Genomic DNA, 23,679 nt, shown 5'->3' with positions numbered 1-23,679 from the left:
CTCAGGCCTGGTCGTCGTCGTTCTTCTTCTCCGCCTGCTGGGCAAGGAATCGCTCGAACTCGGCGCCAAGCTCGTCGCCGCTGGGCAGATCCCCCTCGCGAGTGAGTAACGACCTGTTCTCCTGGGCTTCGATGAAGGCATCGTACTGGCGCTCGAGCGCGGCCACCACCTGAGCGACCTCCGCGCTCGCCTCGACCTGCTCGTCGATCTTGGCCCGGATCTCCGCGGCGGCCTCGGTCAGCGCCGACAGCGGCAGCTCCAGCGATCCGCTCTTGGCCACCTGCTCGAGCAGCGCCTGGGCGGCGGCGGGGTAGTCGGTCTGGGTCAGGTAGTGCGGGACGTGCACGGTGAACCCGACGACCTCGTGCCCATGCTGGGCCATCCGGTATTCCAGCAGGTTGGACGCGCTGCCGGGAACCTGGATCTCCGAGATCCACGGCTGGAAATCGGCGATCAACTCCCGGTCGTTGGAATGCGCCGTCAGCGTGATCGGCCGCGTGTGCGGCACCGCCATCGGGACGGTGCCCAGGCCGATCGTCCGCCGCACACCCAGCCGCTCGGCGAGCAGTCGCACCGCGGTGATGAACCGCTCCCACTTCAGGTCCGGTTCCATGCCGGCCAGCAGCAAAAACGGGGTGCCGACGCTGTCGCGCAACGCATACAGGCTCAGCTCCGGGTCGTCGTAGTGGGTGAAATGATCGGTCTTGAAGGTCATCAGCGGCCGCCGCGAGCGGTAATCCAGCAACTCGTCGATCGCGAACGACGCGACCAGCTCGGTGTCCAGCGCCGCCTTCAGGTGCGTCGCGGCCAGCCGTATCGCATGGCCGGCGTCGGAGAAGCCCTGCAAGGCGTGCACCAACACCGGGCCGCGGCCGTCGGCCGTCGACAACTGGGGCGCCGGGAACTCGAGCTCGTACATGCCGGGCTGCCCTGGCTGGTGGTCCTCGTCGTCTGGGCTGTGATGGCGGGCCATCGGGCATTCCTCCTCTCGGGAATCTCTCCAGGGTGCCCTACCCGGTGTCTCCCGAATCGGTGGGCACCCTTCCAGGTTCGAAACGCGATGGTCCTCGAACGTAATCCGCATCGGGCATGATGGAAACGAAATGCGCATACCGACGCTGTTGCTGTGCCCGCTGGTCGGTGTGGCGGCGTTACTGACGTCGTGCAGCCGGCCCGCCGACCACGCGGCGGGCCCGGGCGTGTCCGCCCCGCGGGCCACCGGGCCGGTGCAGCGGCCCGGCCGGCCCCAGCAGCAGGCGGTCGCGGGTCCGGTGGACCCGGACAGGCGCGTCGGCGCGGTCTTCATCAACAACGGCCCCCTGCACATCTGCACGGGTTCCGTGGTGCATTCGGCGGGCGGCAACCTGATGATGACCGCGGCGCACTGCCTGGCCGGGGCCGCCCAGCTGACCTTCGTTCCCGGTTTCGCCGGCGACGCCGCGCCCCCGGACGTGTGGAAGGCCGACGCCGTCTACCTCGATCCCCGCTGGACCGCCAGCAAGGATCCGCACGCCGATTACGCGATCGCGCGGCTCAGCAACGACGCGGGCGTGCCGGTCGAGTCACACGTCGGCCTGGCGCTGACGCTGGGCACCGCCCCGCCGCCGGGCAGCCACGTCACGGTGCTGGGGTATCCGGCCGGCGTGGGCGGCACGCCCATCGGCTGCCAGGCCAGCACGTCGGTGAGCGACAATGGGTTTCCCTCGCTGGTGTGCGAGGGGCTGGTGGACGGCACCAGCGGCGCGCCCTGGGTCAGCGGCACCACGCTGACCGGATTGATCGGCGGTTTCGAACGCGGCGGGTGCGCCGCCAACGTGTCCTACTCGGCGCCGTTCGACGCCCAGACCGCGCAGTTGCTGGCCCGCGCCGAGGCCGGCGGCCCCGGCGATCCGGTGCCCAACGACCTCGACGACAGCTGCTGATCGGGTCAGCGGCGGAACTGGCTGAGCGCCCGCATCTTGTTGGTCACGTCCAGCGCGGCGACCTTGTAGGCCTCGGAGAACGTCGGGTAGTTGAACACCGCGTCGACCAGGTAGTCGACGGTGCCGCCGCAGCCCATCACGGCCTGCCCGATGTGCACCATCTCGGTGGCGCTGGTGCCGAAGATGTGCACCCCGAGCAGCGTGCGATCCTCCGTGGACACCAGCAGCTTCAGCATGCCGTAGGAGTCGCCGGCGATCTGGCCGCGGGCCAGCTCCTTGTACCGAGCCACCCCGACCTCGTAGGGAACCGAGTCCTTGGTCAGCTCGACCTCGGTGGCTCCCACGTACGAGATCTCCGGAATCGAGTAGATGCCGATGGGCTGCAGGTCGGTGATGCCCATCGTCGGTTCCCCGAACGCGTGGTAGGCGGCGAGCCGTCCCTGTTCCATCGAGGTGGCGGCCAGCGCCGGGAAGCCGATCACGTCGCCGACGGCGTAGATGTGCTCCACCTTGGTCTGGAATTTCTCGTCGACCCAGATCCGTCCGCGGCCCTCGACCTCGAGGCCGGCGTTGTGCAGGTCGAGGTGGTCGGTCTGCCCCTGGCGTCCCGCGGAGTACATGACCGTCTCGGCGGGAATCTGCTTGCCGCTGGCCAGGGTGGTGACGGTGCCCGCGGAGCCGACGTCGACCGCGGTCACCTCCTCGCCGAACCGGAACGTCACCGCCAGGTCGCGCAGGTGGAACTTCAGCGCCTCGACCACCTCCGGGTCGCAGAAGTCCAGCATGTCGTCCCGCTTTTCCACGACGGTGACCTTGGTGCCCAGCGCGGCGAACATGGAAGCGTACTCGATGCCGATCACACCGGCGCCGACGACGACCATCGAGGCGGGCAGCGACTTGAGGTCGAGGATCCCGTCGGAGTCGAGGACGCGTTCCTCGTCGAACTCGACCCCGGACGGCCGCGCCGGCCTGGTGCCGGTGGCGATGACGACGTACTCGCCGCTGACGGTGGTCATCTCCCTGCGGCCCGGGTCCTCGACGACGACGGTGTGCGGGTCGACGAATCGGCCGTGACCGATCAGCAGGTCAATTCGGTTGCGCATCAACTGGTTTCGCACAACGTCGACTTCCTTGCCGATCACATGCTGGGTTCGGGCCAGCAGGTCGGCGGGGGTGATGCGGTCTTTCACGCGGTAGCTCGCCCCGTAGAGCTCGCGCTGGTTCATCCCGGTGAGGTACAACACCGCCTCGCGCAACGTCTTTGACGGGATCGTGCCCGTGTTGACGCAGACGCCGCCGAGCATGCGGCCGCGTTCGACGATGGCCACGGACTTGCCCAGCTTGGCCGAGGCGATGGCGGCCTTCTGGCCGCCCGGCCCCGAACCGATGACGACGATGTCGTACTCCTGCATCGAACCCATGGGATAGACGATAAGGCCCACAGTCGAGACTTTCTCCACAGACGAGCGGCCCGATCTCGGTGCGTGAACACGGCCTGACGGCGCCGGCCGCCACCGTTGGTGCCCATGACAACGCATCGAGGAGACTTTGAACTCAACCGCCCTGGCGCGCTGATCGCCGCGCTACCCGCCGTTCTCGGCTTCGTTCCGGAAAATTCATTGGTCCTGGTGTCGTTGGACGACGGGGAACTGGGGTCGGTGATGCGGGTCGACCTGTCCGAGGAACTCGCCGACCGGGTCGGACACCTCGCCGAAATCGCCGCCGCCGCGGAGCCCGACGCGGCGATCGCGGTGATCGTCGACGCCGACGGCGCGCACTGCCCGGGGTGCGCCGAGGAGCACCGGCGGCTGTGCTCGCTGCTCGCGGAGGCGTTGTCGCAGCACAACATTGAGCTGTGGGCCGCGCACGTGGTCGACCGGGTGGCCCGGGGCGGGCGGTGGCAGTGCGTGGACGGCTGCGGGTCCGGCGGCGCGGTCGACGATCCGTCGGCGTCGCCGCTGGCCGCCGCGGCGGTGCTGGACGGCAGGCGGCTCTACCCGCGGCGCGCCGACCTGCAGGCCGTCATCGCGGTCGACGACGCGGCGCGCAGCGCCGGGCTGGCCGACGCGGTCGGGCGGCAGGCGGCGAAGCGGGAGGGCGCGCACCGCGCGGATCCGGTGGGCTGCGGCCGGCGCGACGTCCAGAACGCGATGGCCGCCGCGGCCCGGGTGGCCGGCGGTCAGTCGCTGTCCGAGGACGAGCTGGCCGAGCTGGGCTGCGCGCTGGGCGACGTGCGGGTGCGCGACACGCTGTATGCCCTCGCGGTCGGCGAGGGCGCCGGCGAAGCGGAATCGCTGTGGGCGCTGCTGGCGCGCGCCCTGCCCCCGCCGTGGCGGGTCGAGGCGCTGGTGTTGCTGGCGTTCAGCGCCTACGTGCGCGGCGACGGTCCGCTGGCCGGGGTGTCGCTGGAGGCCGCGCTGCGCTGCGACCCCGACCACCGGATGGCGGGCATGCTGGACACGGCGCTGCAGTCGGGTCTGCGGCCCGAACACATCCGGGAGCTGGCGGTCACCGGCTACCGGCAGGCCAAGCGGCTGGGAGTGCGGCTGCCGCCGCGACGGGCGTTCGGCCGCCGGGCCGGGTAGGGCGCGGGTCAGACCTTCTCGACCTTGACGGCGTGCGCCATCTCGTGCGGCAGGGTGACGTTCTCGTGGCCCGGGATCAGGATGGTGACCCCCCCGCCGGCCGGGCTGGTCTCGACGGTCACCCGCGCGTTGGGGACGACGCCGGCGTCCTTGAGCCGCGTGATCAGGTCGATGTCGCCCTGGACGTGCTCGGTGAGCTGCCGAACCACGACCGCCACCGGCGATCCGGCGGGCAGCTCGGTCAACCGGACGAGGTTGGCGTCGTCGGCGCCGGACTCCGGGCCCACGCCCAGGTCCAGCAGGCCCGGAATCGGGTTGCCGAACGGGGAGGTGGTGGGGTTGTTGAGCACCTTGACCAGCCGGCGTTCGACGTCCTCGCTCATCACGTGCTCCCACCGGCACGCCTCGGCGTGCACCTCTTCCCACGGCAGCCCGATGACGTCGACGAGCAATCGTTCCGCGAGGCGGTGCTTGCGCATCACGGCGACGGCCAGCGCCCGGCCCTTGTCGGTGAGTTCCAGGTGGCGGTCGCCGGCGACGTGGAGCAATCCGTCGCGCTCCATGCGGGACACGGTCTGGCTGACAGTCGGGCCGCTCTGGTCGAGGCGTTCCGCGATCCGGGCACGCAGCGGCGTCACGCCCTCTTCCTCGAGGTCGTAGATGGTCCGCAGGTACATCTCGGTGGTATCGACCAGGTCGTTCATTCAGTACCCTCCATTGACGCCGAGTCTACTTCGCCAGCTGCGCGAATGGGTGTAACGCTGCCCAGGCAAGCAGTATGCCCGCCGCGACGCGGCGGGCATACCGTCTTGCTGTTTGGCTCGGGTTGGCGACTTTAGCTGGCGTACGACCGTAGCCGGTCGGCGCGCTCGCCGTTGCGCAGCTTGCACATGACGTCCCGCTCGATCTGGCGGACCCGCTCGCGGGACAGGCCGAACAGCTTGCCGATCTGATCCAGGGTGCGCGGCTGGCCGTCGTCGAGGCCGAAACGCAGCCGGATCACCTGGTGCTCGCGCTCGTCGAGGGTGGCCAGCACGCTGCGGATGTCGGTGTGCAGCAGCTCGGCGATCACCGCGTTCTCCGCGGACATCGCCTCGGCGTCCTCGATGAAGTCGCCCAGCGGGGCCTCCTCCTCGGAGCCGACCGGCATGTCCAGGCTCACCGGGTCGCGGCTGTGCTCCAGCAGGTCGTTGATCTTCTCGACCGGGATGCCGGATTCGGCGGCCAGTTCCTCGTCGGTGGCTTCGCGTCCCAGGTTCTGGTGCATCTCCCGCTTGATCCGCGCCAGCTTGTTGACCTGCTCGACCAGGTGAACCGGCAGGCGGATGGTGCGGCTCTGGTCGGCCATGCCGCGGGTGATGGCCTGACGGATCCACCACGTGGCGTAGGTCGAGAACTTGAAACCCTTTGTGTAGTCGAACTTCTCCATCGCGCGGATCAACCCGAGGTTGCCCTCCTGGATGAGGTCCAGCAGCGGCATCCCCCGACCGGTGTAGCGCTTGGCCAGCGACACCACCAGGCGCAGGTTCGCTTCCAGCAGGTGACGGCGCGCCGCCTCGCCATCGCGCACGACGGCCTCGAGATCGCGTTTGCGGTTCTCGCCGAGGCGCTTGCGGGTCTCCAGCAGATGCTCGGCATACAGCCCCGCCTCGATGCGCTTGGCCAGTTCGACCTCGCCCGCCGCGTTGAGCAGCGCCGTCTTACCAATGCCGTTGAGGTAGACGCGCACCAAGTCAGCCGCGGGGCTTTGAGCATCCAGATCGCTGTCGATCCTGCTTGTGGTGGCCCTCGTGGTGGCTTCCGCCATAGCGACCTCCCGTTCGCCTTGTACTGTCATGTCGTTTAACGACAGACCCGTTCCGGGAGTTCCCACCCCCGCGCGATCTCACACGCCTTGACGTGCACAAATGTGCCGACGACCTGAGAATGTCCTGAGAAGTCCGGCGGGCGGCCGGCTAGCGGGGACCGTCGCCGTAGGCGCGGGGCGGCACGTGCGTTCGTGGCTGCGGGTCGCGCGACGGCTCGATCGCGCGCCGCTCGGCCCTCGGGAACAGGGGAGTGCGGCGCCGGGACTCCTCGAACCGCCGCGGCTCGTCCGAGCGGCGAGGGGGCCGGTCGTTGGCGATCAGCACCGCCATCCACGGCAGCGGCACCGACGCCGCCACGATCAGCAGCGAGATCAGGCCGTTGTGCCAGGCGCCGTACGCGAGGGCGGCCAGGATGAGCGCCGGAATCCGGAACGCCATCAACGTCAAGTACTTACGGACCCGAGCGCGATGCTCCTCTTCGTACGAGGGTGCGGCGCTGGTGATGAGAACCGGCCGGTCCCTGTCGTCGAAGTCGTCGAACCCGTCTCCGGACCCCGCATCGGAGTCGCGCTTCATCCCTCCACTGTCCCACACGCGATCGATTCCGGCTTCGCCGGTTTTGGGGCCCGCGGGCAGTGCACAATATGAGGCATGCAGACCCAGACGATCGAACGCACCGAGACCGACGAACGCGTCGACGACGGGACCGGCAGCGACACGCCCAAGTACTTCCACTACGTCAAGAAGGACAAGATCGCCGAGAGCGCGGTGATGGGCAACCACGTGGTGGCGCTGTGCGGGGAGGTATTTCCCGTCACCCGGGCGGCCAAGCCCGGCTCGCCGGTCTGCCCCGAGTGCAAACAGATCTACGAGCGGCTCAAGAGGGACTGATCAGGCCGGCGGCTCCGCCGTCGCGACGTCGCGTTGGGGCCTCTCAGCGTTGCCGGGCGCGTGCGAGAGCACCCAGTTGCGCAGCCGGTGGGCGTGCGTCGCCGGCGCCGGGAACTCCTCCTGGATGGCGGCATTGAGTTCGGCGCCCAGCATGATCGCAAAACCGCCGAAGAACGAGAACAACAGGAACGCGATCGGCGTGGACAGCGCGCCGTAGGTGTACCCGGTGCTGGTGATCCACCGCAGGTAGATCCGCAATCCCAGCGTGGCGATCACGAAGACCGCGGTCGCCAGCGTCGCGCCGAAGATGAGCCGATGCGACGGCAGCGGCACCGGCAACGCCACCCGGTACAGGATCATGACCCCGACCATCAGGCCGAGGATCAGCGCCGGGTAGTAGCCGTAGCGCAGGACGTTGGCCAGGCTGACCGGGATGTGTTCGCCCACCTTGCGCGGCCCCACCGCCACCAGCGGCGCCGCCGCGACCACGACCACCAGCATCACCAGGTACAGGAACAGGGCGAAGAATCGCTGCCGCACGGGGTGGCGCAGCGGCGTCTGGTCGTGCGCCCCGACCACCGAATCGACGAACGCCGAGATCGCCGACGAACCCGCCCACAGCGAGATCAGGAAGCCCAGCGACACCACCTCGCCGCGCGCGTTGTTGGCGATGTCCCGGATCGTCGGCTCGATGATCTCGTTGACCACGCTGGGGGAGAACACGCTGTGGGCCGTCGAAATCAGCTGACGTTCGATGTTGGCCAGCATGTCCGGGCCGAAGAGCGGCGCCACGTACGCCAGGCTGCCCAGGATCCCCAGCAGCAGCGGCGGCAGGGACAGCGCCGACCAGAAACCGGCCTGCGCCGACTCCGAGAAGATGGAGTCGTCCCAGCTTTTCGACAGGGTCCTGAGACTGATTCGCCAGACGTGGTGGCGCGACGGCTTTGCGACCTGATCGCTCATACCCATCCAGCATTACCGATGACTGCCCGTGCCCGCGACATTGCCGGCGGGTGAGTTCGGCGGGCTAGCTTTCGCTGACCTCCAGCACGGCGTCCAGCTCGCTCAGCTTCGCCTCGTGCTCGTTGGCGTGGTGCTGGCAGAAGAGAAGCTCAAGCCCGGAAGGCAACGTGGCCCGGATACGAGCCGCGGCGCCGCAGCGGTCGCAGCGGTCCGCTCTCGTCAGTCCGGGACTGGTCAGAGTTCCATTCATGGCTGCTCCGTTCTCGTGCATTCACTCTCTCAGACGTATGGCGTTTTCACCTTGTTCCCCGGTGGTTATCGGGTGTGTCGTTTCTCACGACCCGTTCGGGCCCGCCCGGGTGGGCTCTCTAAGGTATGCGACTGTGACCGTCGCCGCTCGCGTGCTGGTCCACCTCTGCGGGGCGCGGGACTGGTCTCGCGCCCGCCGCCGGGGCGGGATCCGCCTCCAGGCGCCCGCCGAATTCATCCATTTATCGACGCCCGAGCAGGTCCACCTGCCGGCCAACCGGCTCTTCCGCGGCCGCGACGACCTGGTCCTGTTGCACGTCGATCCGCGCCTGCTGGGCTCGCCCGTGCGGTGGGAGCCCGGGGTGGCAACGGATCCGGAGTCGATGCTGTTCCCGCATCTGTACGGTCCGCTGCCCGTCCGCGCCGTGATCGGGGTCGCCGCCTATCCGCCGTCGCCGGATGGGACCTTCCCCCCGGTCGTGGCGCCTCAGGACCCCACGTAGGCGTCGGCTTCGATTTCCACCAGCAGGCCGGGGGCGATCAGCGCGGAGACCTCGACCATGGTGGCCGCCGGGCGTATCTCGCCGAAAACCTGGGCGTGCACCGCGCCGACCTCCCGCCAGCGCGACATGTCGGTCACGTAGATGCGGGTGCGCACCACGTCGGTGAGCGCCGCGCCCGCCTGCTGGAGCGCGATCTCGATGCGGCGCAAAGCGTCTCGGGTCTGGGCGGCGATGTCGCCGGCGGGTCCGGCGCCGGTTGTGCCGGCCACCGACACGTGCGGGCCGACGCGCACCGCGCGCGAATAGCCGACCGCCGACTCGAAGTCGGACCCGGACGAGACCACCGTGCGGTTGGCTGGCATGCGGCGCGGCCGGCCGGTCAGTCGAGGTAGTCGCGCAGGACCTGCGAGCGGCTGGGGTGGCGCAGCTTGGACATGGTCTTGGATTCGATCTGGCGGATGCGCTCGCGGGTCACGCCGTAGACCTGGCCGATCTCGTCGAGGGTGCGCGGCTGGCCGTCGGTGAGCCCGAAGCGCAGCCGCACCACGCCGGCCTCGCGCTCCGACAGCGTCTCCAGCACCGACTGCAGCTGGTCCTGCAGCAGCGTGAACGACACCGCGTCGACGGCCACCACCGCCTCGCTGTCCTCGATGAAGTCGCCGAGCTGGCTGTCGCCCTCGTCGCCGATGGTCTGGTCCAGCGAGATCGGCTCGCGCGCGTACTGCTGGATCTCGAGCACCTTCTCGGGCGTGATGTCCATCTCCTTGGCCAGCTCCTCGGGCGTGGGCTCGCGGCCCAGGTCTTGGAGCAGCTCGCGCTGGATGCGGCCCAGCTTGTTGATCACCTCGACCATGTGCACCGGGATGCGGATGGTGCGGGCCTGGTCGGCCATGGCCCGGGTGATGGCCTGGCGGATCCACCACGTCGCGTAGGTGGAGAACTTGTATCCCTTGGTGTAGTCGAACTTTTCGACCGCGCGGATCAGGCCCAGGTTGCCTTCCTGGATGAGGTCGAGGAACGCCATGCCGCGGCCGGTGTAGCGCTTGGCCAGCGACACCACCAGCCGCAGGTTGGCTTCCAGCAGATGGTTTTTCGCGCGGTCGCCGTCGCGGCAGATCCACGTCATGTCGCGGCGCTGGGCGGCGGGCAGTTTGTCGCCGCGCTCGGCGTGCTCGGTCATCAGCTGCGTGGCATACAGGCCGGCCTCGATCCGCTTGGCCAGCTCGACCTCTTCCTCCGCGTTGAGCAGCGCCACCTTGCCGATCTGCTTGAGGTAGGCCCGAACCGAGTCCGCGGAGGCGGTGAGTTCGGCGTCCTTGCGGGCCTGCCGCAGCGCCTCGGATTCGTCCTCGTCCCAGACGAAATCGCCGGAGGCCTTGTCCTTTTCGGAGGGCTCCGCGATTTCCTCCTCCTCGTCGGCGGCGGCGGTGCCAGCCGCGGCGGAGGCGGCGCCGTCGTCCTCGCCCTCCTCCGGGGCGAGGTCGGCGCCGTCGGGCGCCACGTCCTCCAGGTCGTCGAGGTTGAGGTCCTCGGCGTCGATCTCGAGATCCTCGCCGGGCTCAGCTTCGAGGTCCGGTTCGACGTCGAGATCCTCGACGGCGCCGTCGGTGTCGAGCGCCTCCAGGCCGGCGTCGGCGTCCCCGGGGGCGGCTTTGGCGGCGGCCTTCGCCCCGCGCGCAGCCGGCGCCTTCGCGGCGGCGCTCTTGGCCGGGGAGCGGGTTTTCTTTGCGGTTTCGGTCGTGGCCTTGGCGGTCTCGTGGGCGGTCTCGTGCGCCCGTGTGGACTTGGCGGCCCGCGGTGGCGTCTTGGTGGCCCGCTTCGCCGGGGCGGAGCCGTTGGCGGCCTTTGCCGCCGGTCGCTTGGCGGGGGACGATGGAGACTTCGCGGCGGTGCGTTTCACCGGCTCATCGGTTGCCGCACTTGCCTTGCTCGCTGCCACTTACACCCCTTCGTTTGGGCTCACTTCCGGTGGGTATGGGCATGGTCAACCGAAAGTGTCTGCTATGTCGAATGTCGGCGTTGATATCAGCGTGACTACTCGCACGCTGTTCGGTCGGGCGGTCGCCGAGCACCATTGTAACGACAGTGCCCGGTCGTACCGGCCTACCGGGCAAATTTCAGTGCGTCACGTCCCAGGTCGCGGCCATGGCCGCGCCCACGATGCCGGCGGTGTTCTGCAGGGCGGCGGCCACCACCGGGGTGCGGTTTTCGAGCAAAGGCAGCCACTTGTCGGCCTTGCGGCTGATGCCGCCGCCCGCGATGAACAGATCCGGCCAGATCGTGTTCTCGATGGCCACCAGCACCCTGGTGACCTGCTTGGCCCACCTTTCGTAGCTCCAGTTGTTCTTCTCCTTGACCGATGACGCCGCGCGTTGCTCGGCCTCCTTGCCGCCGACCTCGAGATGCCCGAATTCGGTGTTGGGTATCAGCGTCCCGTTGTGGATGACCGCGGAGCCGATCCCGGTGCCGAAGGTCAGCAACACGACCAGGCCGGGCTGGTCTCTGCCCGCGCCGTAGCGCTGCTCGGCGAGCCCGGCCGCGTCGGCGTCGTTGAGGATCGTCACGTCCTGGCCGTCGAGTTCGGCGCTGATGACGTCGCGCGCGTTGGTCCCGATCCAGGACTTGTCGACGTTGGCCGCCGTCTGGACGACGCCGTGGGTGACGACGCCGGGATAGGTCACGCCGAGGGGGCCGGTCCAGCCGAACCCGTTGACGACCTCGGCGATGGTCTTCGCGACCGCCGACGGCGTCGCCGGTTGCGGGGTCAACTGCTTGATCCGTTCGCCGATCAACAGCCCGGTGTCCATGTCGACGATGCCGCCCTTGATGCCGCTGCCGCCGACGTCGACCCCGAATCCACGACGCTGCGGCGTGGAGGCGGTCGAGTCGGGGCTGGTCATCGAAACTCCTCGGCGAGACTTGGCTGTCCGCTCACCTTAGCGGGGGCGTCTGCGCGGCCGCGGCGGCTGTGATGCGATAGAGCGGTGACGCGCCCCGCGGTTCAGCCGGCCGAGCCCGCGCGGCTGCGTTCGGTGGCCGAGACGCTGGCCGCCGAGGCCGCCGGGTTCGTGCGGCGCCGCCGCGCCGAGCTGTTCGGTGACGACCCGGCGACCGCGGGCAGCGGCGCGGTGCGGTCGAAGACCACGCCGACCGATCCGGTGACCGTGGTCGACACCGAGGCCGAGCGGCTGCTGCGGGATCGGTTGGCCGAGCTTCGGCCCGGCGACCCGATCCTCGGCGAGGAGGGTGGCGGCCCCGCCGATCCCGCGGCCACGGACGCGGTCACCTGGGTGCTCGATCCCATCGACGGCACGGTGAATTTCGTCTACGGCATCCCGGCCTACGCGGTGTCGGTCGGCGCCCAGATCGACGGCGTCTCGGTCGCGGGCGCGGTCGCCGACGTCGTCGCCGGCCGGGTGTACTCGGCGGCGGCGGGCCTCGGCGCGCACGTCACCGACGAGCGGGGGACGGGCGCGTTGCGCTGCTCGGCCGTCGACGACTTGTCGATGGCGTTGCTGGGCACCGGTTTCGGTTACTCGCGGCGGCGCCGCACCACCCAGGCGGCGTTGTTGGCGCGGCTGCTGCCGGCGGTCCGCGACGTGCGCCGCATCGGTTCGGCGGCGCTGGACCTGTGCATGGTCGCCGCGGGCCGGCTGGACGCCTTCTACGAGCACGGACTGCAGGTCTGGGATCGCGCGGCCGGCGCCCTGATCGCCGCCGAGGCGGGTGCCCGCGTGGTGGTGCCGGCGCACGACGGCGCGGGCGGCGGCGGGTTGGTGGTGGCCGCCGCCCCCGGAATCGCCGACGAGCTGTTGGCCGTCCTGGAGCGGTTCAACGGCCTGGACCCGATCCTGGATTGACCGCCTCAGCAGCTGCTGGCGTGAATCTTCTGCAGCAGTAGGGGATCCGACGGCTCGGTGGCGCCCGGGCGCAGGCTCGCCAGCACCGCGTCGATGTCGTCGTTGTGCGCCAACGCGGTGAACTCCGTGCCGAGGGCGAGATCGACGGAGTCGTCGGCGCGGTTGTCGTTGAACAGTTCCGTGCAGGGGGCCACCAGCCACACCGCGGCCGCGGTGGCCTGGCCGGCCGTGCCGAAACGGATCTGGCCCTGGCAGTTCAGCCTGGCGCCGGCGTAGACGGGGTCGTTGGCGGCGGTCGGCTGGGCGAAGCCCAGGTCCTTCATCGCGCCCGCGACGTCGGCGGCCTGTCCACCGCGCCCGCTGGCGTTAAGGACGCGGACCCTGGTGTCGCCGAGCTTGGCGGGAACGACGTCCGCCATGGCCGTCCTCGACACCTGCTCGCCGAGTTGGGCCGGCGCCGACCCGGCCGGCTGCGGCGGCGGGTTGCACACCACGGCCTCGCGCACCTTCGCCGGTCGCGTCAGCGCCACCGTCCAGACCACCCCGGTCGCCAGCACCAGGAAGGCCAACACGACAATCGCGGGGCGGGGATTGCGTCGCCGAAAGGGCCTACCGTGCTTGTCAAAAGCGGTACCCTCGGTGATTTGTGCGACCATAGCTGCACTCTAAACGCCCTGTTTAAGACTCAAGACAAGGGTCAACCCGGTGGTGTGACGTAAATCACATGACAGCGGGACGTGATACGGGCACGAATCATTTGGTGGATGCGTTCGACGCTGGTACAAAGCGTTGCTTGGGATAACGAGGGCATTCGAGGGGATAAGGCAGGGAAAATTATGCCTACCGACTATGACGCTCCACGGCGCACCGAGACCGACGACGTCTCGGAGGACTCGCTGGAGGAGCTCAAAGCACGACGAAACGAAGCGGCCTCGGCGGTGGTCGATGTGGATGAATCCGAATCCGCCGAATCTTTCGAGTTGCCCGGCGCCGACCTGTCCGGTGAGGAGCTGTCGGTTCGCGTCATTCCCAAGCAGGCCGACGAGTTCACCTGCTCGAGCTGCTTTTTGGTGCAACACCGCAGCCGGCTCGCCAGCGAGAAGAATGGCGTGATGATCTGTACCGACTGCGCAGCCTGATCGGTCAGCTGCGTAATGCCGACAGCACCCGCTCCGGGTGACGGCAGCTCACCAGCCAGTACGGCGTCGGGTCGTCCGGGTCATCCAGGACCACCAGGACCATCGGTCCGACCCATGCCCGATGCAGCACGAAGGCCGCCGGGTCGAGCTGCCGGCCCAGGGCCGCGGACTTCGCCGAGCGCGCTATCTCGGCGGACCGGGCGATCACGGTGACCGGCAGGTGCGCTTCCCCCGCCCACAGTTCCACCCCGCCCGGGGCGGCCGGGTCGGCGGTGACCCGGATCTCGACGCGGCCCAGCCACAGCAGCGCCGCGGCCGCAACCGTGAACAGGACGGCGAACGGCAGCCAGTCGGGAAGGGAGCGAACGCCCAGGTTGACTTCGAAAGCGATCAGTCCCGCCAGCCCGAAGCCCAGCGGCCACCACCACCAGGGCACCCATAGTCGTTCGCGATATCGCACACTGTGCGGCGCGACGCGCGTAGTGGACACGCGGTCAAGGGTAATCTGTGGCCCCGTGTCGACCAGTCTGGCCATCGTCCGCCTCGACCCCGAACTTCCGCTGCCCGGCCGCGCCCACGACGGCGACGCCGGGGTCGATCTCTACAGCGCCGAAGACGTCACGCTGGCCCCCGGGCAACGCGCCCTGGTGGGCACCGGTGTCGCGGTCGCCATTCCGTTCGGAATGGTCGGCCTGGTGCACCCGCGCTCGGGATTGGCCGCGCGGGTGGGGCTTTCGATCGTCAACAGTCCCGGGACCATCGACGCGGGCTACCGCGGCGAGATCAAGGTCGCGCTGATCAACCTCGACCCGGTCGAGCCCATCGTGGTGCACCGCGGCGACCGGATCGCCCAGTTGCTGGTGCAGCGGGTCGAATTGGTGGAGCTGGTGGAGGTGTCGTCGTTCGACGAGGCCGGGCTGGCCCAGACATCCCGTGGCGACGGTGGCCACGGTTCCTCCGGAGGACATGCGAGTTTGTGATGGCGGCATTCGGTAAGCGCTCAGACAAAGACGACGGCGACCCCACGGACGACGTCGAGGCCCAGGCTTCCGCCGAGGAGCCCGACGAGCTTGAGGGCCCGTTCGACATCGAGGACTTCGACGACCCCGCGGTCGCGGAGCTGGCCCGGCTCGACCTGGGCTCCGTGCTCATCCCGATGCCGGAGGCGGGCCAGCTGCAGGTCGAGCTGACCGAGACCGGCGTCCCCAGCGCGGTGTGGGTCGTCACGCCCAACGGTCGTTTCACGATCGCCGCCTACGCGGCGCCCAAGACGGGCGGCCTGTGGCGCGAGGTGGCCGGCGAGCTCGCCGACTCGCTGCGCAAGGACTCGGCGCAGGTCAGCATCGTGGACGGCCCGTGGGGCCGCGAGGTGATCGGCGCCGCGGCCGGCGTGGTGCACTTCATCGGGGTCGACGGCTATCGCTGGATGATCCGCTGCGTCATCAACGGCTCCTACGACACCATGGAGGCGTTGGAGCGGGAGGCGCGTGCGGCGCTGGCGGACACCGTGGTTCGCCGCGGTGACACACCGCTGCCGGTGCGGACGCCGCTGGCCGTGCAGCTGCCCGAACCGATGGCGGAGCAGCTGGCCGCGGCCGCGGCCGCGCAGCGGGCCTCGCAACAGGCCGAGGCGCAGCAGCCGGCCGAGCGCCGAAGCGCCGAGGGGTCGGCCATGCAGCAGCTCCGCTCCACCGGCGGCTGACGGTCCGCGTCGATGACTCTGCGCCCACCAGGCGGTCTACTCGAACTTCTTCCTGGTGGGCGCAGAGTCAACACCGCAAAAGCGACCAAGGGTCGCTAGACGGCGGCCAGCGCGGACAGGCAGGCCGCGCCCAACGCCGTGGGGTCCGCGCCGATCTGATCCAGCGTCACGGTTTCCAGCGCCGCGCGCGGCGCGGCCGCGACCCAGTCGACAGCCACCCGCAGCGGGTGGATCGGATCGTCGACCGCGGCGGCCACCGCCAGCGGTGTGGCGAGCCGGGCCAGGTCGGTATGACTCGGCGCGACGTAGGACGCCGCTTCGTCCATGGCGTCGGGCAGTTGCGGCCACTGGGCGCGCCACGACCTGGCCAGCTCGTCGCCCAACCACGCCGGGCTCGACGCCCGCATCTGCGCCGTCGTCGCCGCCAAACCGTCGGCGCGCAGCCGGGCCGCCGAATAGCGCGCCGCCAGGGCCGCCGGCGCCGTTCCGGGGGCGCCCGCCCAGGCCGGCAGGGCGGCCAGGACCGCGATCGCGCGATCGGGACGGGCCAGCGCCCACGCGGCCGCCACCGCGGCGCCGATCGAGACGCCGCCGACGCCGATCGGGCCTTCGCGTGCGGCCTCGTCCAAGGCGGACAGGTAGCCGTCGATCAACCGATCCGGGCGGGGCGGCGGGGCGACCAGCACCGCGCCGGCCCTTTCCAGGGGGCCGGAAAACGCCCGGTGGACGTAGTCGTCGTCGGAGCCGGTCCCCGGCAACAACACCGTCGTGACACCGCGCAGATCGACCGCCGCCCCTCGATATTGCACGGCCGTCATAGGCGCTCAACATACCGTTTGGCTCGGTTGGCGCCGGGGAACCAAGAGGTCTACGGTGTCCGTTGGCATAGATGGAAGCGTCGAGGATTTACCAGCATTTCAGGAGTGGCCATGGGGGCCCAAGGGTATCTGCGCCGGCTCACCCGTCGCTTGACGGAGGACCCGGAGCAACGTGACTCCGAAGAGTTGTCCGACGAAGTCGCGAGTACCGGCGCGCAGCGTGCGATCGATTGCGAGCGTGGCCAGGAGGTCACCATGATCGGCACGTTGCGCAGCGTGGAGACGAACGGCAAGGGTTGTTCGGGCGGGGTGCGCGCCGAGTTGTTCGACGGCACCGACACCGTCACGCTGGTGTGGTTGGGTCAACGCCGCATCCCCGGCATCGACTCGGGCCGCACGCTGCGGGTGCGGGGCCGGATGGGCAAGCTCGAGAACGGGACCAAGGCGATCTACAACCCGCACTACGAAATCCAGCGGTGACTCTCCCCGGCGGTGTGGGCAAGCCCGTGACGACCAATCGCACCAGCCCGGAACGCCTGCTGGCCCAGGCGGGCGGGGTGAGCGGCATCGTCTACTCGTCGCTGCCGGTGGTGACGTTCGTGGTGGCTTCCGGCCTGTCCGGCTTGGTGCCCGCGATCGGGTCCGCGCTGGGCGTGGCCGCGCTGGTCCTGCTGTGGCGGCTGATCCGCCGGGAATCCACCCAGCCGGCATTGTCGGGGTTCATCGGGGTCGCCGTGTGCGCGCTGATCGCCTACATCGTGGGGGAGTCCAAGGGCTACTTCCTGCTGGGCATCTGGATGTCGCTGCTGTGGGCGGTGGTCTTCGCCGTGTCCATCCTCATCCGCCGCCCCCTAGTCGGCTACATCTGGAGCTGGGCCGGCGGGCGTGACCGCGGTTGGCGCGGGGCGCCCCGGGCCGTCTACGCGTTCGACGTCGCGTCGCTGTGCTGGACGCTGGTCTTCGGCGCCCGGTTCGCGGTCCAGCGGCTCCTCTACGACGCCGACCAGACCGGTTGGCTCGGGGTGGCGCGGATCGGGATGGGTTGGCCGCTGACCTTGCTGGCCGCGCTGGCGACCTACGCGGCGATCAAGGCCGCCCAGCGGGCCCTGCCCGCACCGGAGCCGGCCGACGCCGAGTAGCGCGCCGAACCCCCCCTCACGGCCCCGCGTCGTCGCCGGGCTCGGCGGCCGGCAGCAGCAGCTTGCGCAGCTCCTCCTCGACCTCGGTGACCGCGACGAAGAGCAGCTCGTCGCCGCCCTCCAGCGGCTCGTCGGCTTCGGGCACGATGACGCGCGGGCCGCGCAGGATCGTCACCAGCGCGGCGTCCCGCGGCAGCTGCAGCCGGCGCACCGGCTTGCCGCCCCACGGCGTGTCGTCGGGCAGCGTGATCTCGACCAGGTTGGCCTGGCCCCTGCGGAATTCCATGAGCCGCACCAGATCGCCGACGGCGACGGCCTCCTCGATCAGCGACGCCAGCATGCGCGGCGTGGACACCGCCACGTCCACCCCCCAGGCGTCGGTGAACAGCCATTCGTTGCGGGGATCGTTGACCCGGGCCACCACCCGCGGCACCGCGAACTCGGTCTTGGCCAGCAGGGACAGCACCACGTTGACCTTGTCGTCGCCGGTCGCGGCCACGACGACGTCGAAATCCTCCAGGTGCACCGACTGCAGCAGGCTCAGCTCGCAGGCGTCGCCCAGGCGCCAGTGCGCGGCCGGGATCGCGTCGACGTCGACGTGATCGGGATTGCGTTCGATCAGGGTCACGTCGTGGCCGTTGGTCAGCAGCTCGCGAGTGACCGAGCGGCCGACCGCGCCGGCCCCCGCGACGGCGACCTTCACTTCTGCGGTCCCGTCTCGAGGTCCTCGCTGGGCGGCAACGCGGCAATGGCCACCGCCTCGGCGGAGCGGCCGGATATCGCGGCGAGGTACACCTGGTCGCCGGCCTGAATGACGGTCTTCGGTTCGGGCAACACGCCGGTCCCGAACCGGATCAAGAACGCCACCCGGGCGCCGGTGGCCTGCTCCAGCTCGGTGACCCGGCGCCCGACCCAATCCTCGTGCAGGTCGACCTCGGCCACGGCGACGGTGCCGGTCGGGTCGCGCCACTTGGCGGTCTCGCCTTCCCGGGTGAGCGCGTTGAGCAGCCGATCGGTGGTCCAGGGGACCGTGGCGATCGTCGGAATGCCGAGGCGCTCGTAGACCTCGGCACGCTTGGCGTCATAGATCCGGGCGACGACGCGCTGGACGCCGAAGGTCTCCCGGGCCAGCCGGGCCGAGATGATGTTGGAGTTGTCCCCGGAGGACACGGCGGCGAACGCGTCGGCCTCCTCGATGCCCGCCTTGAGCAGAACGTCCCGATCGAACCCCTGGCCCACCACCCGCTCGCCGGCGAACTCCGGGCTGAGCCGGTTGAACGCGGTGCCGTCGCGGTCGATGACCGCCACGTCGTGGCCGATTCGGGACAGCCCGTCGGCCAGCGACGAGCCCACCCGGCCGCAACCCATCACCACCACCCGCACGTGAGGTCCTCTCGGTTGCGTCCTGCGTCCGGCGTTCGGCAAACCCGGTTGTCCAGCCGATTTCGGGTTCGGGACATTCTCGCCTACGAAACGCTACCAAGCCTCGGTGGGCTTACTCTTGGCTCTCGTGCCCAAACTTTCCACCGCCGCGCGCCGGTTGCTCATCGGTCGGCCGTTTCGCAGCGACCGGCTGAGCCACACGCTGCTGCCCAAGCGGATCGCCTTGCCGGTGTTCGCCTCCGACGCCCTGTCGTCGGTGGCGTATGCGCCCGAGGAAGTCTTCCTGATGCTGTCGGTGGCCGGGGTGACCGCGTACGCGCTGACGCCGTGGATCGGTCTTGCCGTGGCCGCGGTCATGCTGGTCGTGGTGGCCAGCTACCGGCAGAACGTGCACGCCTACCCGTCGGGCGGCGGCGACTACGAGGTGGTCACCACCAATCTCGGCGACACCGCCGGCCTCGTGGTCGCCAGCGCCCTGATGGTGGATTACGTTCTCACCGTTGCCGTTTCGACGGCGTCGGCGATGTCGAACATCGGCTCGGCGATCCCGATCGTGGCCGAACACAAGGTGTTCTTCTGCGTGGCCTCCATCCTGCTGGTGATGGCGCTGAACCTGCGCGGCGTCCGCGAGTCCGGGGTGGCCTTCGCCATCCCGACCTATGCGTTCATCGTCGGGGTCCTCATCATGATCGGCTGGGGCCTGTTCCGGATCTTCGTGCTGGGCAACCCGCTGCGGGCGGAGTCCGCCGGGTTCGAGATGCACGCCGCGCACGGCCAGGTCGTCGGTTTCGCGCTGGCGTTCCTGGTGGCGCGGTCGTTCTCCTCGGGGTGCGCGGCGCTGACCGGTGTGGAGGCGATCAGCAACGGGGTGCCGGCGTTTCAGAAACCCAAGTCGCGCAACGCGGCGACGACGCTGCTGATGCTGGGCGGGATCGCGGTGGCGCTGCTGATGGGCATCATCGTGCTGGCCGAGAAGATCGGGGTCCAGCTCGTCGAGGATCCGGCCACCCAGCTGACCGGCGCCCCGCCGAACTACTACCAGAAGACCTTGGTCGCGCAGCTGGCCGAGACCGTGTTCGGCAGCTTCCACATCGGATTCCTGCTGCTCGCCACGGTGACCGCGCTCATCCTGGTGCTGGCGGCCAACACCGCGTTCAACGGGTTCCCGGTGCTCGGCTCGGTCCTGGCGCAGCACAGCTACCTTCCGCGCCAATTGCACACGCGCGGAGACCGATTGACGTTCTCCAACGGGATCCTGTTCCTGTCGGTGGCGGCCCTCCTGGCGATCATCGCGTTCCGCGCCGAGGTCACCGCGCTGATCCAGCTGTACATCGTCGGGGTGTTCATTTCGTTCACGCTGAGCCAAATCGGCATGGTCCGGCACTGGACCCGGTTGCTGCGCACCGAGACCGAGCCGCGGACGCGGCGCAAGATGATGCGCTCGCGGGTGGTCAACACGGTCGGCCTGCTTTCCACCGGCGCGGTGTTGTTCGTCGTGCTGATCACCAAGTTTCTCGCCGGGGCGTGGATCGCCGTCGTCGCGATGAGCGCGCTGTTCATCGTCATGAAGCTGATCCGCAAGCACTACGACACCGTCAACCGGGAACTGGCCGAGCAGGCCGCCGCCCAGACCGGCGTGGTGCTGCCCAGCCGAAATCACGCCGTGGTGCTGGTGTCGAAGCTGCACCTGCCGACCCTGCGGGCGCTGGCCTACGCGCGCGCCACCCGCCCCGACGCGTTGGAGGCCCTCACGGTCAGCGTCGACGACGGGGAGACCCGCGATCTGGTGCACAAGTGGGAGGACAGCGACATCAGCGTGCCGCTCAAGGTCATCGCCTCGCCGTACCGCGAAATCACCCGTCCGATACTCGATTACGTCAAACGGGTCAGCAAGGAGTCGCCCCGCACCGTGGTGACGGTGTTCATTCCGGAGTACGTGGTGGGCCATTGGTGGGAGCAGGTGCTGCACAACCAAAGCGCGCTGCGGCTCAAGGGCCGGCTGCTGTTCATGCCCAACGTCATGGTGACTTCCGTTCCCTGGCAATTGAATTCGTCGGAGCGGCTCATGACGCTCCAACACCACGCGGCGCCCGGCGACACCCGGCGCGGAATCTTCGATTGAGCGCGCCGGCCGGCCCGGAACTCACGGTGGTCACCGGCGCCCCCGCCAACGGCGGCAGCTGCGTGGCACACCACGAGGGCCGGGTGGTGTTCGTCCGCTACGCGCTGCCCGGCGAGCAGGTGCGGGTGCGGGTCACCGCGGACCGCGGGTCCTATTGGCACGCGGAGGTTGTCGAGGTGATCGAACCGTCGGACGATCGGGTGGCGCCGCTGTGCCCGATCGCCGGGGTCGACGGCGCCGGGTGCTGCGATCTGGCGTTCGTCGCCCCGGAAGCGGCGCGGGTGCTCAAGGCCCAGGTCGTCGCCAATCAGCTGGAGCGGCTGGGCGGACACCGCTGGAGCGGTGTGGCCGAGGCGCTTTCGGAGTCCGGCCCCACCGGCTGGCGCACCCGGGTCCGGCTGGATACGGGTGGCGACCGCCGGCCGGGCTTTCACCGGTACCACAGCGCCGAGCTGGTGACCGACCTGCGCTGCGCGCAGCTGCCGGCCGGAATGCTGGACGGGCTGGCGGAGGCCGATTGGCCCCCGACCGCGCAGCTGCACGTCGCGGTCGACGACGACGGCGAGCGCCACGTGGTGCGCACGCTGCGGCAGGGCGGCCGGACCGTGACGACGGTGGCGGAAGGCGGCTACGAGGCGGTGCAGCGGGTGGGCGCGCGCAACTGGCGCGTGCCGGTGACGGCGTTCTGGCAGGCGCACCGGGACGCGGCGCGGGTCTACAGCGGCCTGGTCGCCGACTGGGCGCGGCCCGGCGCCGGCGCGACCGTGTGGGATCTCTACGGCGGCGCGGGCGTTTTCGCCGCGGTGCTCGGCGACGCGGTGGGGGAGTCGGGCCGGGTGCTGACGGTCGACACGTCGCGCGGGGCGACGCGGGCCGCCCGGGCCGCGCTGGCCGACCTGCCGCAGGTCGACGTCGTCACCGATTCGGTGCGCCGCGCGCTGACCGCGCAACGCGCGAGCGCCTCGAGGGCGGACGTGGCCGTGCTGGATCCGCCGCGGGCAGGTGCCGGCCGCGACGTCATCGACCTCCTGGCCGCCGCCGGGGTTCCGCGGGTGGTGCACATCGGCTGCGAGGCGGCGTCGTTCGCGCGCGACATCGGCCTCTACCGCGGCCACGGCTACGCCGTCGAGAAGCTGCGGGTGTTCGATGCCTTCCCCCTCACGCATCACACCGAATGCGTGGCGCTGCTGGCGCAGTAGGCTTTCACCGCCGCGCCGAGACTGCGCTCAGGGTGCCGGTAACGCGATTGCACACGCTCTACGCGCAGGCTCGGCGCCGCCACCGCAGTCTCGCCTCAGCCGAAAACGAAATACCGCAGCCACAGGTAGAGCGCGGACAGCCCGGCGGAGACCGCGGTGACGATCGCGCCCTTGCGGGTGAACTCCCAGAAGGAGATGGGGCTGTCGGCGCGCCGGGCGATCCCGAGGATGACGACGTTGGCGCTGGCGCCGACGGCGGTCAGGTTGCCGCCCAGGTCGGTGCCGAGGACCAGGGCCCACCACAGCGCCTGGGCGCCGGCGTGGCCCGCGATCGACGGAACCAGCTGCGCGACGATCGGCGCCATCGTCGCGGCGTACGGGACGTTGTTGATGAGGCCGCTGAGCACGAACGACGCGGCGAGTATCACCATCGTCGTCAGCAGGGCGTGCCCGCCGGTCGCCGCGGTGGCCGCCTTCGCCAGGTCGTTGACGACGCCGGTCTTGACCAGGGCCCCGACCATCACGAACAGCCCGGTGAAGAACAACAGCGTGTCCCACTCGACGCCGGCCAGGTAGTCGGAATGCTCCAGCCTGGAAATCACGATGAGAACGCCCGCGCCCAGCAGCGCCGCGATGGACGGCTGCATGTGCAGCGGGCCGTGGGCGACGAACGCCGCCAGGACCGCGATCAGGACGACGTCGCATTTGATCAGCAGGCGGGGATCGCGGATGGCCTCGCGCTCCTCCAGCGACATGACGTCGGCGACCCGCTCGGGGTCGACGGCGAACGCGCCCGGAAACAGGCGCGGCAACAACGCGGCGAAGACGCCGAGGACGATGATCACGATCGGGGCCAGATGGATCAGAAAGTCGTTGAAGCTCAGGCCCGCCCGGCTGGCGATGATGATGCTGGGCGGGTCGCCGATCAACGTCGCGGTGCCGCCGATGTTCGACGCGAACGCCTCGGCCATCAAGAACGGCGCCGGACCGATCGCCAGCCGGTCGCACACCAGCAGCGTGACCGGGGCGATCAGCAGCACCGTGGTGACGTTGTCCAGCAGGGCCGACGCGATCGCGGTGACGACCACCAGCAGGACCATGATGCGCAGCGGCGAGCCGCGGGCGCGCTTGGCGGCCCAGATCGCGGTGTACTCGAACACGCCGGTCTGCCGGAGCACGCTGACGATGATCATCATGCCCAGCAGCAAAAACAGGACGTCCCAGTCGATTCCGGTGTCGCGGGAGTAGAACACGTCGTCGGAATCGATCACCGGCAGGGCGACCACGATCGCCGCGCCGGCCAGCGCCACCAGCGTCTTGTGCACGCGGTCGCTGGCGATCAGCGCGTAGGCCACGACGAACACGGCGACCGCGACGACGCTCATCGATTGTCCTG

28 protein-coding genes are annotated in these 23,679 nt (G+C 69.8%); 12 read left to right on the top strand and 16 right to left on the bottom strand.

The window, feature by feature from the left end; genetic code table 11:
• Position 1 precedes the first annotated feature (1 nt).
• Positions 2–973 (bottom strand): proteasome assembly chaperone family protein, encoded by a 972-nt coding sequence (locus tag G6N25_RS01180; protein ID WP_083072683.1) that lies wholly within the window; start codon positions 971–973, stop codon positions 2–4.
• 130 nt (positions 974–1,103) lie between these two features.
• On the opposite strand from G6N25_RS01180, the gene G6N25_RS01175 reads away from it, so the two are divergent.
• Positions 1,104–1,922, top strand: a complete 819-nt coding sequence (locus G6N25_RS01175; RefSeq protein ID WP_083072682.1) for a trypsin-like serine peptidase — start codon at positions 1,104–1,106, stop codon at positions 1,920–1,922.
• Positions 1,923–1,927: 5 nt separating this feature from the next.
• Here G6N25_RS01175 and sthA read toward each other — a convergent pair whose 3' ends face one another.
• The gene (gene sthA / locus G6N25_RS01170) at positions 1,928–3,334 is read right to left on the bottom strand and encodes a Si-specific NAD(P)(+) transhydrogenase (RefSeq protein WP_142272502.1); all 1,407 of its coding nucleotides are present in this window, start codon (positions 3,332–3,334) and stop codon (positions 1,928–1,930) included.
• A gap of 114 nt (positions 3,335–3,448) precedes the next feature.
• On the opposite strand from sthA, the gene G6N25_RS01165 reads away from it, so the two are divergent.
• Positions 3,449–4,507 carry a DUF4192 domain-containing protein gene (locus G6N25_RS01165; RefSeq protein WP_083072680.1) on the top strand — a complete coding sequence of 353 codons (1,059 nt, stop codon included), beginning with the start codon at positions 3,449–3,451 and terminating at the stop codon, positions 4,505–4,507.
• 8 nt (positions 4,508–4,515) lie between these two features.
• Here the strand turns inward: G6N25_RS01165 and ideR are convergent, their stop codons facing one another.
• From ideR to G6N25_RS01150, 3 genes are all read right to left on the bottom strand, one after another.
• A complete protein-coding gene (gene ideR, locus G6N25_RS01160; RefSeq protein ID WP_083072679.1) occupies positions 4,516–5,211 on the bottom strand; it encodes an iron-dependent transcriptional regulator IdeR in 696 nt (231 codons plus the stop codon).
• A 131-nt stretch (positions 5,212–5,342) separates the two neighbouring features.
• Positions 5,343–6,314 (bottom strand): sigma-70 family RNA polymerase sigma factor SigB, encoded by a 972-nt coding sequence (gene sigB / locus G6N25_RS01155; protein WP_083072678.1) that lies wholly within the window; start codon positions 6,312–6,314, stop codon positions 5,343–5,345.
• Between the two features lie 148 nt (positions 6,315–6,462).
• Entirely contained in the window at positions 6,463–6,909 is a 447-nt protein-coding gene (locus tag G6N25_RS01150; protein ID WP_083072677.1) for a DUF3099 domain-containing protein, read from the bottom strand.
• Between the two features lie 57 nt (positions 6,910–6,966).
• Here G6N25_RS01150 and G6N25_RS01145 point away from each other — a divergent pair, with 57 nt between their 5' ends.
• Positions 6,967–7,206 (top strand): DUF3039 domain-containing protein, encoded by a 240-nt coding sequence (locus tag G6N25_RS01145; RefSeq protein ID WP_083072676.1) that lies wholly within the window; start codon positions 6,967–6,969, stop codon positions 7,204–7,206.
• Here G6N25_RS01145 and G6N25_RS01140 read toward each other — a convergent pair whose 3' ends face one another.
• Together G6N25_RS01140 and G6N25_RS01135 are read right to left on the bottom strand one after the other, a co-directional pair.
• Positions 7,207–8,169, bottom strand: coding sequence for a YihY/virulence factor BrkB family protein (locus G6N25_RS01140; RefSeq protein ID WP_083072675.1), 963 nt, complete (start codon positions 8,167–8,169; stop codon positions 7,207–7,209). It abuts the gene before it with no gap.
• Positions 8,170–8,233: 64 nt separating this feature from the next.
• On the bottom strand, positions 8,234–8,419 hold the full coding sequence (locus G6N25_RS01135) for a DUF7455 domain-containing protein (RefSeq protein WP_083072674.1): 186 nt from the start codon (positions 8,417–8,419) through the stop codon (positions 8,234–8,236).
• Positions 8,420–8,552: 133 nt separating this feature from the next.
• On the opposite strand from G6N25_RS01135, the gene G6N25_RS01130 reads away from it, so the two are divergent.
• On the top strand, positions 8,553–8,921 hold the full coding sequence (locus tag G6N25_RS01130) for a DUF952 domain-containing protein (protein ID WP_232065672.1): 369 nt from the start codon (positions 8,553–8,555) through the stop codon (positions 8,919–8,921).
• Here G6N25_RS01130 and G6N25_RS01125 read toward each other — a convergent pair.
• The 3 genes from G6N25_RS01125 to ppgK all read right to left on the bottom strand — a co-directional run bounded on the left by G6N25_RS01125 (position 8,906) and on the right by ppgK (position 11,821).
• Complete coding sequence (locus tag G6N25_RS01125) at positions 8,906–9,283, bottom strand: RidA family protein (RefSeq protein ID WP_083072672.1); 378 nt, start codon at positions 9,281–9,283, stop codon at positions 8,906–8,908. The two genes, G6N25_RS01130 and G6N25_RS01125, sit on opposite strands and share 16 nt — an antisense overlap.
• Positions 9,284–9,300: 17 nt before the next feature.
• Positions 9,301–10,860 carry an RNA polymerase sigma factor gene (locus G6N25_RS01120; protein ID WP_083072671.1) on the bottom strand — a complete coding sequence of 520 codons (1,560 nt, stop codon included), beginning with the start codon at positions 10,858–10,860 and terminating at the stop codon, positions 9,301–9,303.
• A gap of 178 nt (positions 10,861–11,038) precedes the next feature.
• Positions 11,039–11,821, bottom strand: coding sequence for a polyphosphate--glucose phosphotransferase (gene ppgK, locus G6N25_RS01115; protein ID WP_083072670.1), 783 nt, complete (start codon positions 11,819–11,821; stop codon positions 11,039–11,041).
• A gap of 84 nt (positions 11,822–11,905) precedes the next feature.
• On the opposite strand from ppgK, the gene G6N25_RS01110 reads away from it, so the two are divergent.
• A complete protein-coding gene (locus tag G6N25_RS01110; RefSeq protein ID WP_083072669.1) occupies positions 11,906–12,781 on the top strand; it encodes an inositol monophosphatase family protein in 876 nt (291 codons plus the stop codon).
• A 5-nt stretch (positions 12,782–12,786) separates the two neighbouring features.
• Here G6N25_RS01110 and cei read toward each other — a convergent pair whose 3' ends face one another.
• Complete coding sequence (cei, locus tag G6N25_RS01105) at positions 12,787–13,437, bottom strand: envelope integrity protein Cei (RefSeq protein ID WP_083072668.1); 651 nt, start codon at positions 13,435–13,437, stop codon at positions 12,787–12,789.
• Between the two features lie 180 nt (positions 13,438–13,617).
• Here cei and G6N25_RS01100 point away from each other — a divergent pair, with 180 nt between their 5' ends.
• The gene (locus G6N25_RS01100; RefSeq protein WP_003919098.1) at positions 13,618–13,920 is read left to right on the top strand and encodes a DUF4193 domain-containing protein; all 303 of its coding nucleotides are present in this window, start codon (positions 13,618–13,620) and stop codon (positions 13,918–13,920) included.
• Positions 13,921–13,924: 4 nt separating this feature from the next.
• Here the strand turns inward: G6N25_RS01100 and G6N25_RS01095 are convergent, their stop codons facing one another.
• Positions 13,925–14,410 (bottom strand): DUF3093 domain-containing protein, encoded by a 486-nt coding sequence (locus tag G6N25_RS01095; RefSeq protein ID WP_083072667.1) that lies wholly within the window; start codon positions 14,408–14,410, stop codon positions 13,925–13,927.
• Between the two features lie 25 nt (positions 14,411–14,435).
• On the opposite strand from G6N25_RS01095, the gene dut reads away from it, so the two are divergent.
• Positions 14,436–14,900 carry a dUTP diphosphatase gene (dut, locus tag G6N25_RS01090; RefSeq protein ID WP_083072666.1) on the top strand — a complete coding sequence of 155 codons (465 nt, stop codon included), beginning with the start codon at positions 14,436–14,438 and terminating at the stop codon, positions 14,898–14,900.
• Positions 14,900–15,622: a DUF3710 domain-containing protein gene (locus G6N25_RS01085; protein WP_083072665.1), complete on the top strand. Its 723-nt coding sequence runs from the start codon at positions 14,900–14,902 to the stop codon at positions 15,620–15,622. Before dut ends, G6N25_RS01085 begins: the two co-directional genes overlap by 1 nt.
• Before the next feature lie 95 nt (positions 15,623–15,717).
• Here G6N25_RS01085 and G6N25_RS01080 read toward each other — a convergent pair whose 3' ends face one another.
• Positions 15,718–16,440, bottom strand: coding sequence for a hypothetical protein (locus G6N25_RS01080; protein ID WP_083072664.1), 723 nt, complete (start codon positions 16,438–16,440; stop codon positions 15,718–15,720).
• A gap of 111 nt (positions 16,441–16,551) precedes the next feature.
• On the opposite strand from G6N25_RS01080, the gene G6N25_RS01075 reads away from it, so the two are divergent.
• Positions 16,552–16,920: an OB-fold nucleic acid binding domain-containing protein gene (locus G6N25_RS01075; protein WP_163672335.1), complete on the top strand. Its 369-nt coding sequence runs from the start codon at positions 16,552–16,554 to the stop codon at positions 16,918–16,920.
• A 26-nt stretch (positions 16,921–16,946) separates the two neighbouring features.
• On the top strand, positions 16,947–17,579 hold the full coding sequence (locus G6N25_RS01070) for a DUF3159 domain-containing protein (RefSeq protein ID WP_083072866.1): 633 nt from the start codon (positions 16,947–16,949) through the stop codon (positions 17,577–17,579).
• 16 nt (positions 17,580–17,595) lie between these two features.
• Here the strand turns inward: G6N25_RS01070 and G6N25_RS01065 are convergent, their stop codons facing one another.
• Together G6N25_RS01065 and G6N25_RS01060 are read right to left on the bottom strand one after the other, a co-directional pair.
• A complete protein-coding gene (locus G6N25_RS01065; protein ID WP_083072662.1) occupies positions 17,596–18,282 on the bottom strand; it encodes a potassium channel family protein in 687 nt (228 codons plus the stop codon).
• Positions 18,279–18,962 carry a potassium channel family protein gene (locus tag G6N25_RS01060; RefSeq protein ID WP_163672333.1) on the bottom strand — a complete coding sequence of 228 codons (684 nt, stop codon included), beginning with the start codon at positions 18,960–18,962 and terminating at the stop codon, positions 18,279–18,281. Before G6N25_RS01060 ends, G6N25_RS01065 begins: the two co-directional genes overlap by 4 nt.
• A gap of 127 nt (positions 18,963–19,089) precedes the next feature.
• Between G6N25_RS01060 and G6N25_RS01055 the strand changes: the two genes are divergently transcribed.
• Together G6N25_RS01055 and G6N25_RS01050 are read left to right on the top strand one after the other, a co-directional pair.
• On the top strand, positions 19,090–21,084 hold the full coding sequence (locus G6N25_RS01055) for an APC family permease (RefSeq protein WP_083072661.1): 1,995 nt from the start codon (positions 19,090–19,092) through the stop codon (positions 21,082–21,084).
• On the top strand, positions 21,081–22,283 hold the full coding sequence (locus G6N25_RS01050) for a class I SAM-dependent RNA methyltransferase (RefSeq protein WP_083072660.1): 1,203 nt from the start codon (positions 21,081–21,083) through the stop codon (positions 22,281–22,283). Before G6N25_RS01055 ends, G6N25_RS01050 begins: the two co-directional genes overlap by 4 nt.
• A 95-nt stretch (positions 22,284–22,378) precedes the next feature.
• On the opposite strand, the gene G6N25_RS01045 is transcribed toward G6N25_RS01050, so the two are convergent.
• Entirely contained in the window at positions 22,379–23,668 is a 1,290-nt protein-coding gene (locus G6N25_RS01045) for an ArsB/NhaD family transporter (RefSeq protein ID WP_083072659.1), read from the bottom strand.
• Positions 23,669–23,679 lie beyond the last annotated feature (11 nt).

The sequence above is a fragment of the Mycobacterium heidelbergense genome, from assembly GCF_010730745.1.
Lineage (GTDB): Bacteria > Actinomycetota > Actinomycetes > Mycobacteriales > Mycobacteriaceae > Mycobacterium > Mycobacterium heidelbergense.
This window is presented reverse-complemented; position numbering and strand designations above follow the sequence as displayed.

Coding starts and splice junctions, on each gene's coding strand:
- G6N25_RS01140 (WP_083072675.1), bottom strand. CDS start 8,169: ATGAGCGATCAGGTCGCAAAGCCGTCGCGCCACCACGTCTGGCGAATC.
- G6N25_RS01125 (WP_083072672.1), bottom strand. CDS start 9,283: ATGCCAGCCAACCGCACGGTGGTCTCGTCCGGGTCCGACTTCGAGTCG.
- G6N25_RS01100 (WP_003919098.1), top strand. CDS start 13,618: ATGCCTACCGACTATGACGCTCCACGGCGCACCGAGACCGACGACGTC.
- G6N25_RS01175 (WP_083072682.1), top strand. CDS start 1,104: ATGCGCATACCGACGCTGTTGCTGTGCCCGCTGGTCGGTGTGGCGGCG.
- ideR (WP_083072679.1), bottom strand. CDS start 5,211: ATGAACGACCTGGTCGATACCACCGAGATGTACCTGCGGACCATCTAC.
- cei (WP_083072668.1), bottom strand. CDS start 13,437: ATGGTCGCACAAATCACCGAGGGTACCGCTTTTGACAAGCACGGTAGG.
- G6N25_RS01165 (WP_083072680.1), top strand. CDS start 3,449: ATGACAACGCATCGAGGAGACTTTGAACTCAACCGCCCTGGCGCGCTG.
- G6N25_RS01085 (WP_083072665.1), top strand. CDS start 14,900: ATGGCGGCATTCGGTAAGCGCTCAGACAAAGACGACGGCGACCCCACG.
- G6N25_RS01135 (WP_083072674.1), bottom strand. CDS start 8,419: ATGAATGGAACTCTGACCAGTCCCGGACTGACGAGAGCGGACCGCTGC.
- G6N25_RS01045 (WP_083072659.1), bottom strand. CDS start 23,668: ATGAGCGTCGTCGCGGTCGCCGTGTTCGTCGTGGCCTACGCGCTGATC.
- G6N25_RS01145 (WP_083072676.1), top strand. CDS start 6,967: ATGCAGACCCAGACGATCGAACGCACCGAGACCGACGAACGCGTCGAC.
- sigB (WP_083072678.1), bottom strand. CDS start 6,314: ATGGCGGAAGCCACCACGAGGGCCACCACAAGCAGGATCGACAGCGAT.
- sthA (WP_142272502.1), bottom strand. CDS start 3,334: ATGCAGGAGTACGACATCGTCGTCATCGGTTCGGGGCCGGGCGGCCAG.
- G6N25_RS01080 (WP_083072664.1), bottom strand. CDS start 16,440: ATGACGGCCGTGCAATATCGAGGGGCGGCGGTCGATCTGCGCGGTGTC.
- G6N25_RS01180 (WP_083072683.1), bottom strand. CDS start 973: ATGGCCCGCCATCACAGCCCAGACGACGAGGACCACCAGCCAGGGCAG.
- G6N25_RS01075 (WP_163672335.1), top strand. CDS start 16,552: ATGGGGGCCCAAGGGTATCTGCGCCGGCTCACCCGTCGCTTGACGGAG.
- ppgK (WP_083072670.1), bottom strand. CDS start 11,821: ATGACCAGCCCCGACTCGACCGCCTCCACGCCGCAGCGTCGTGGATTC.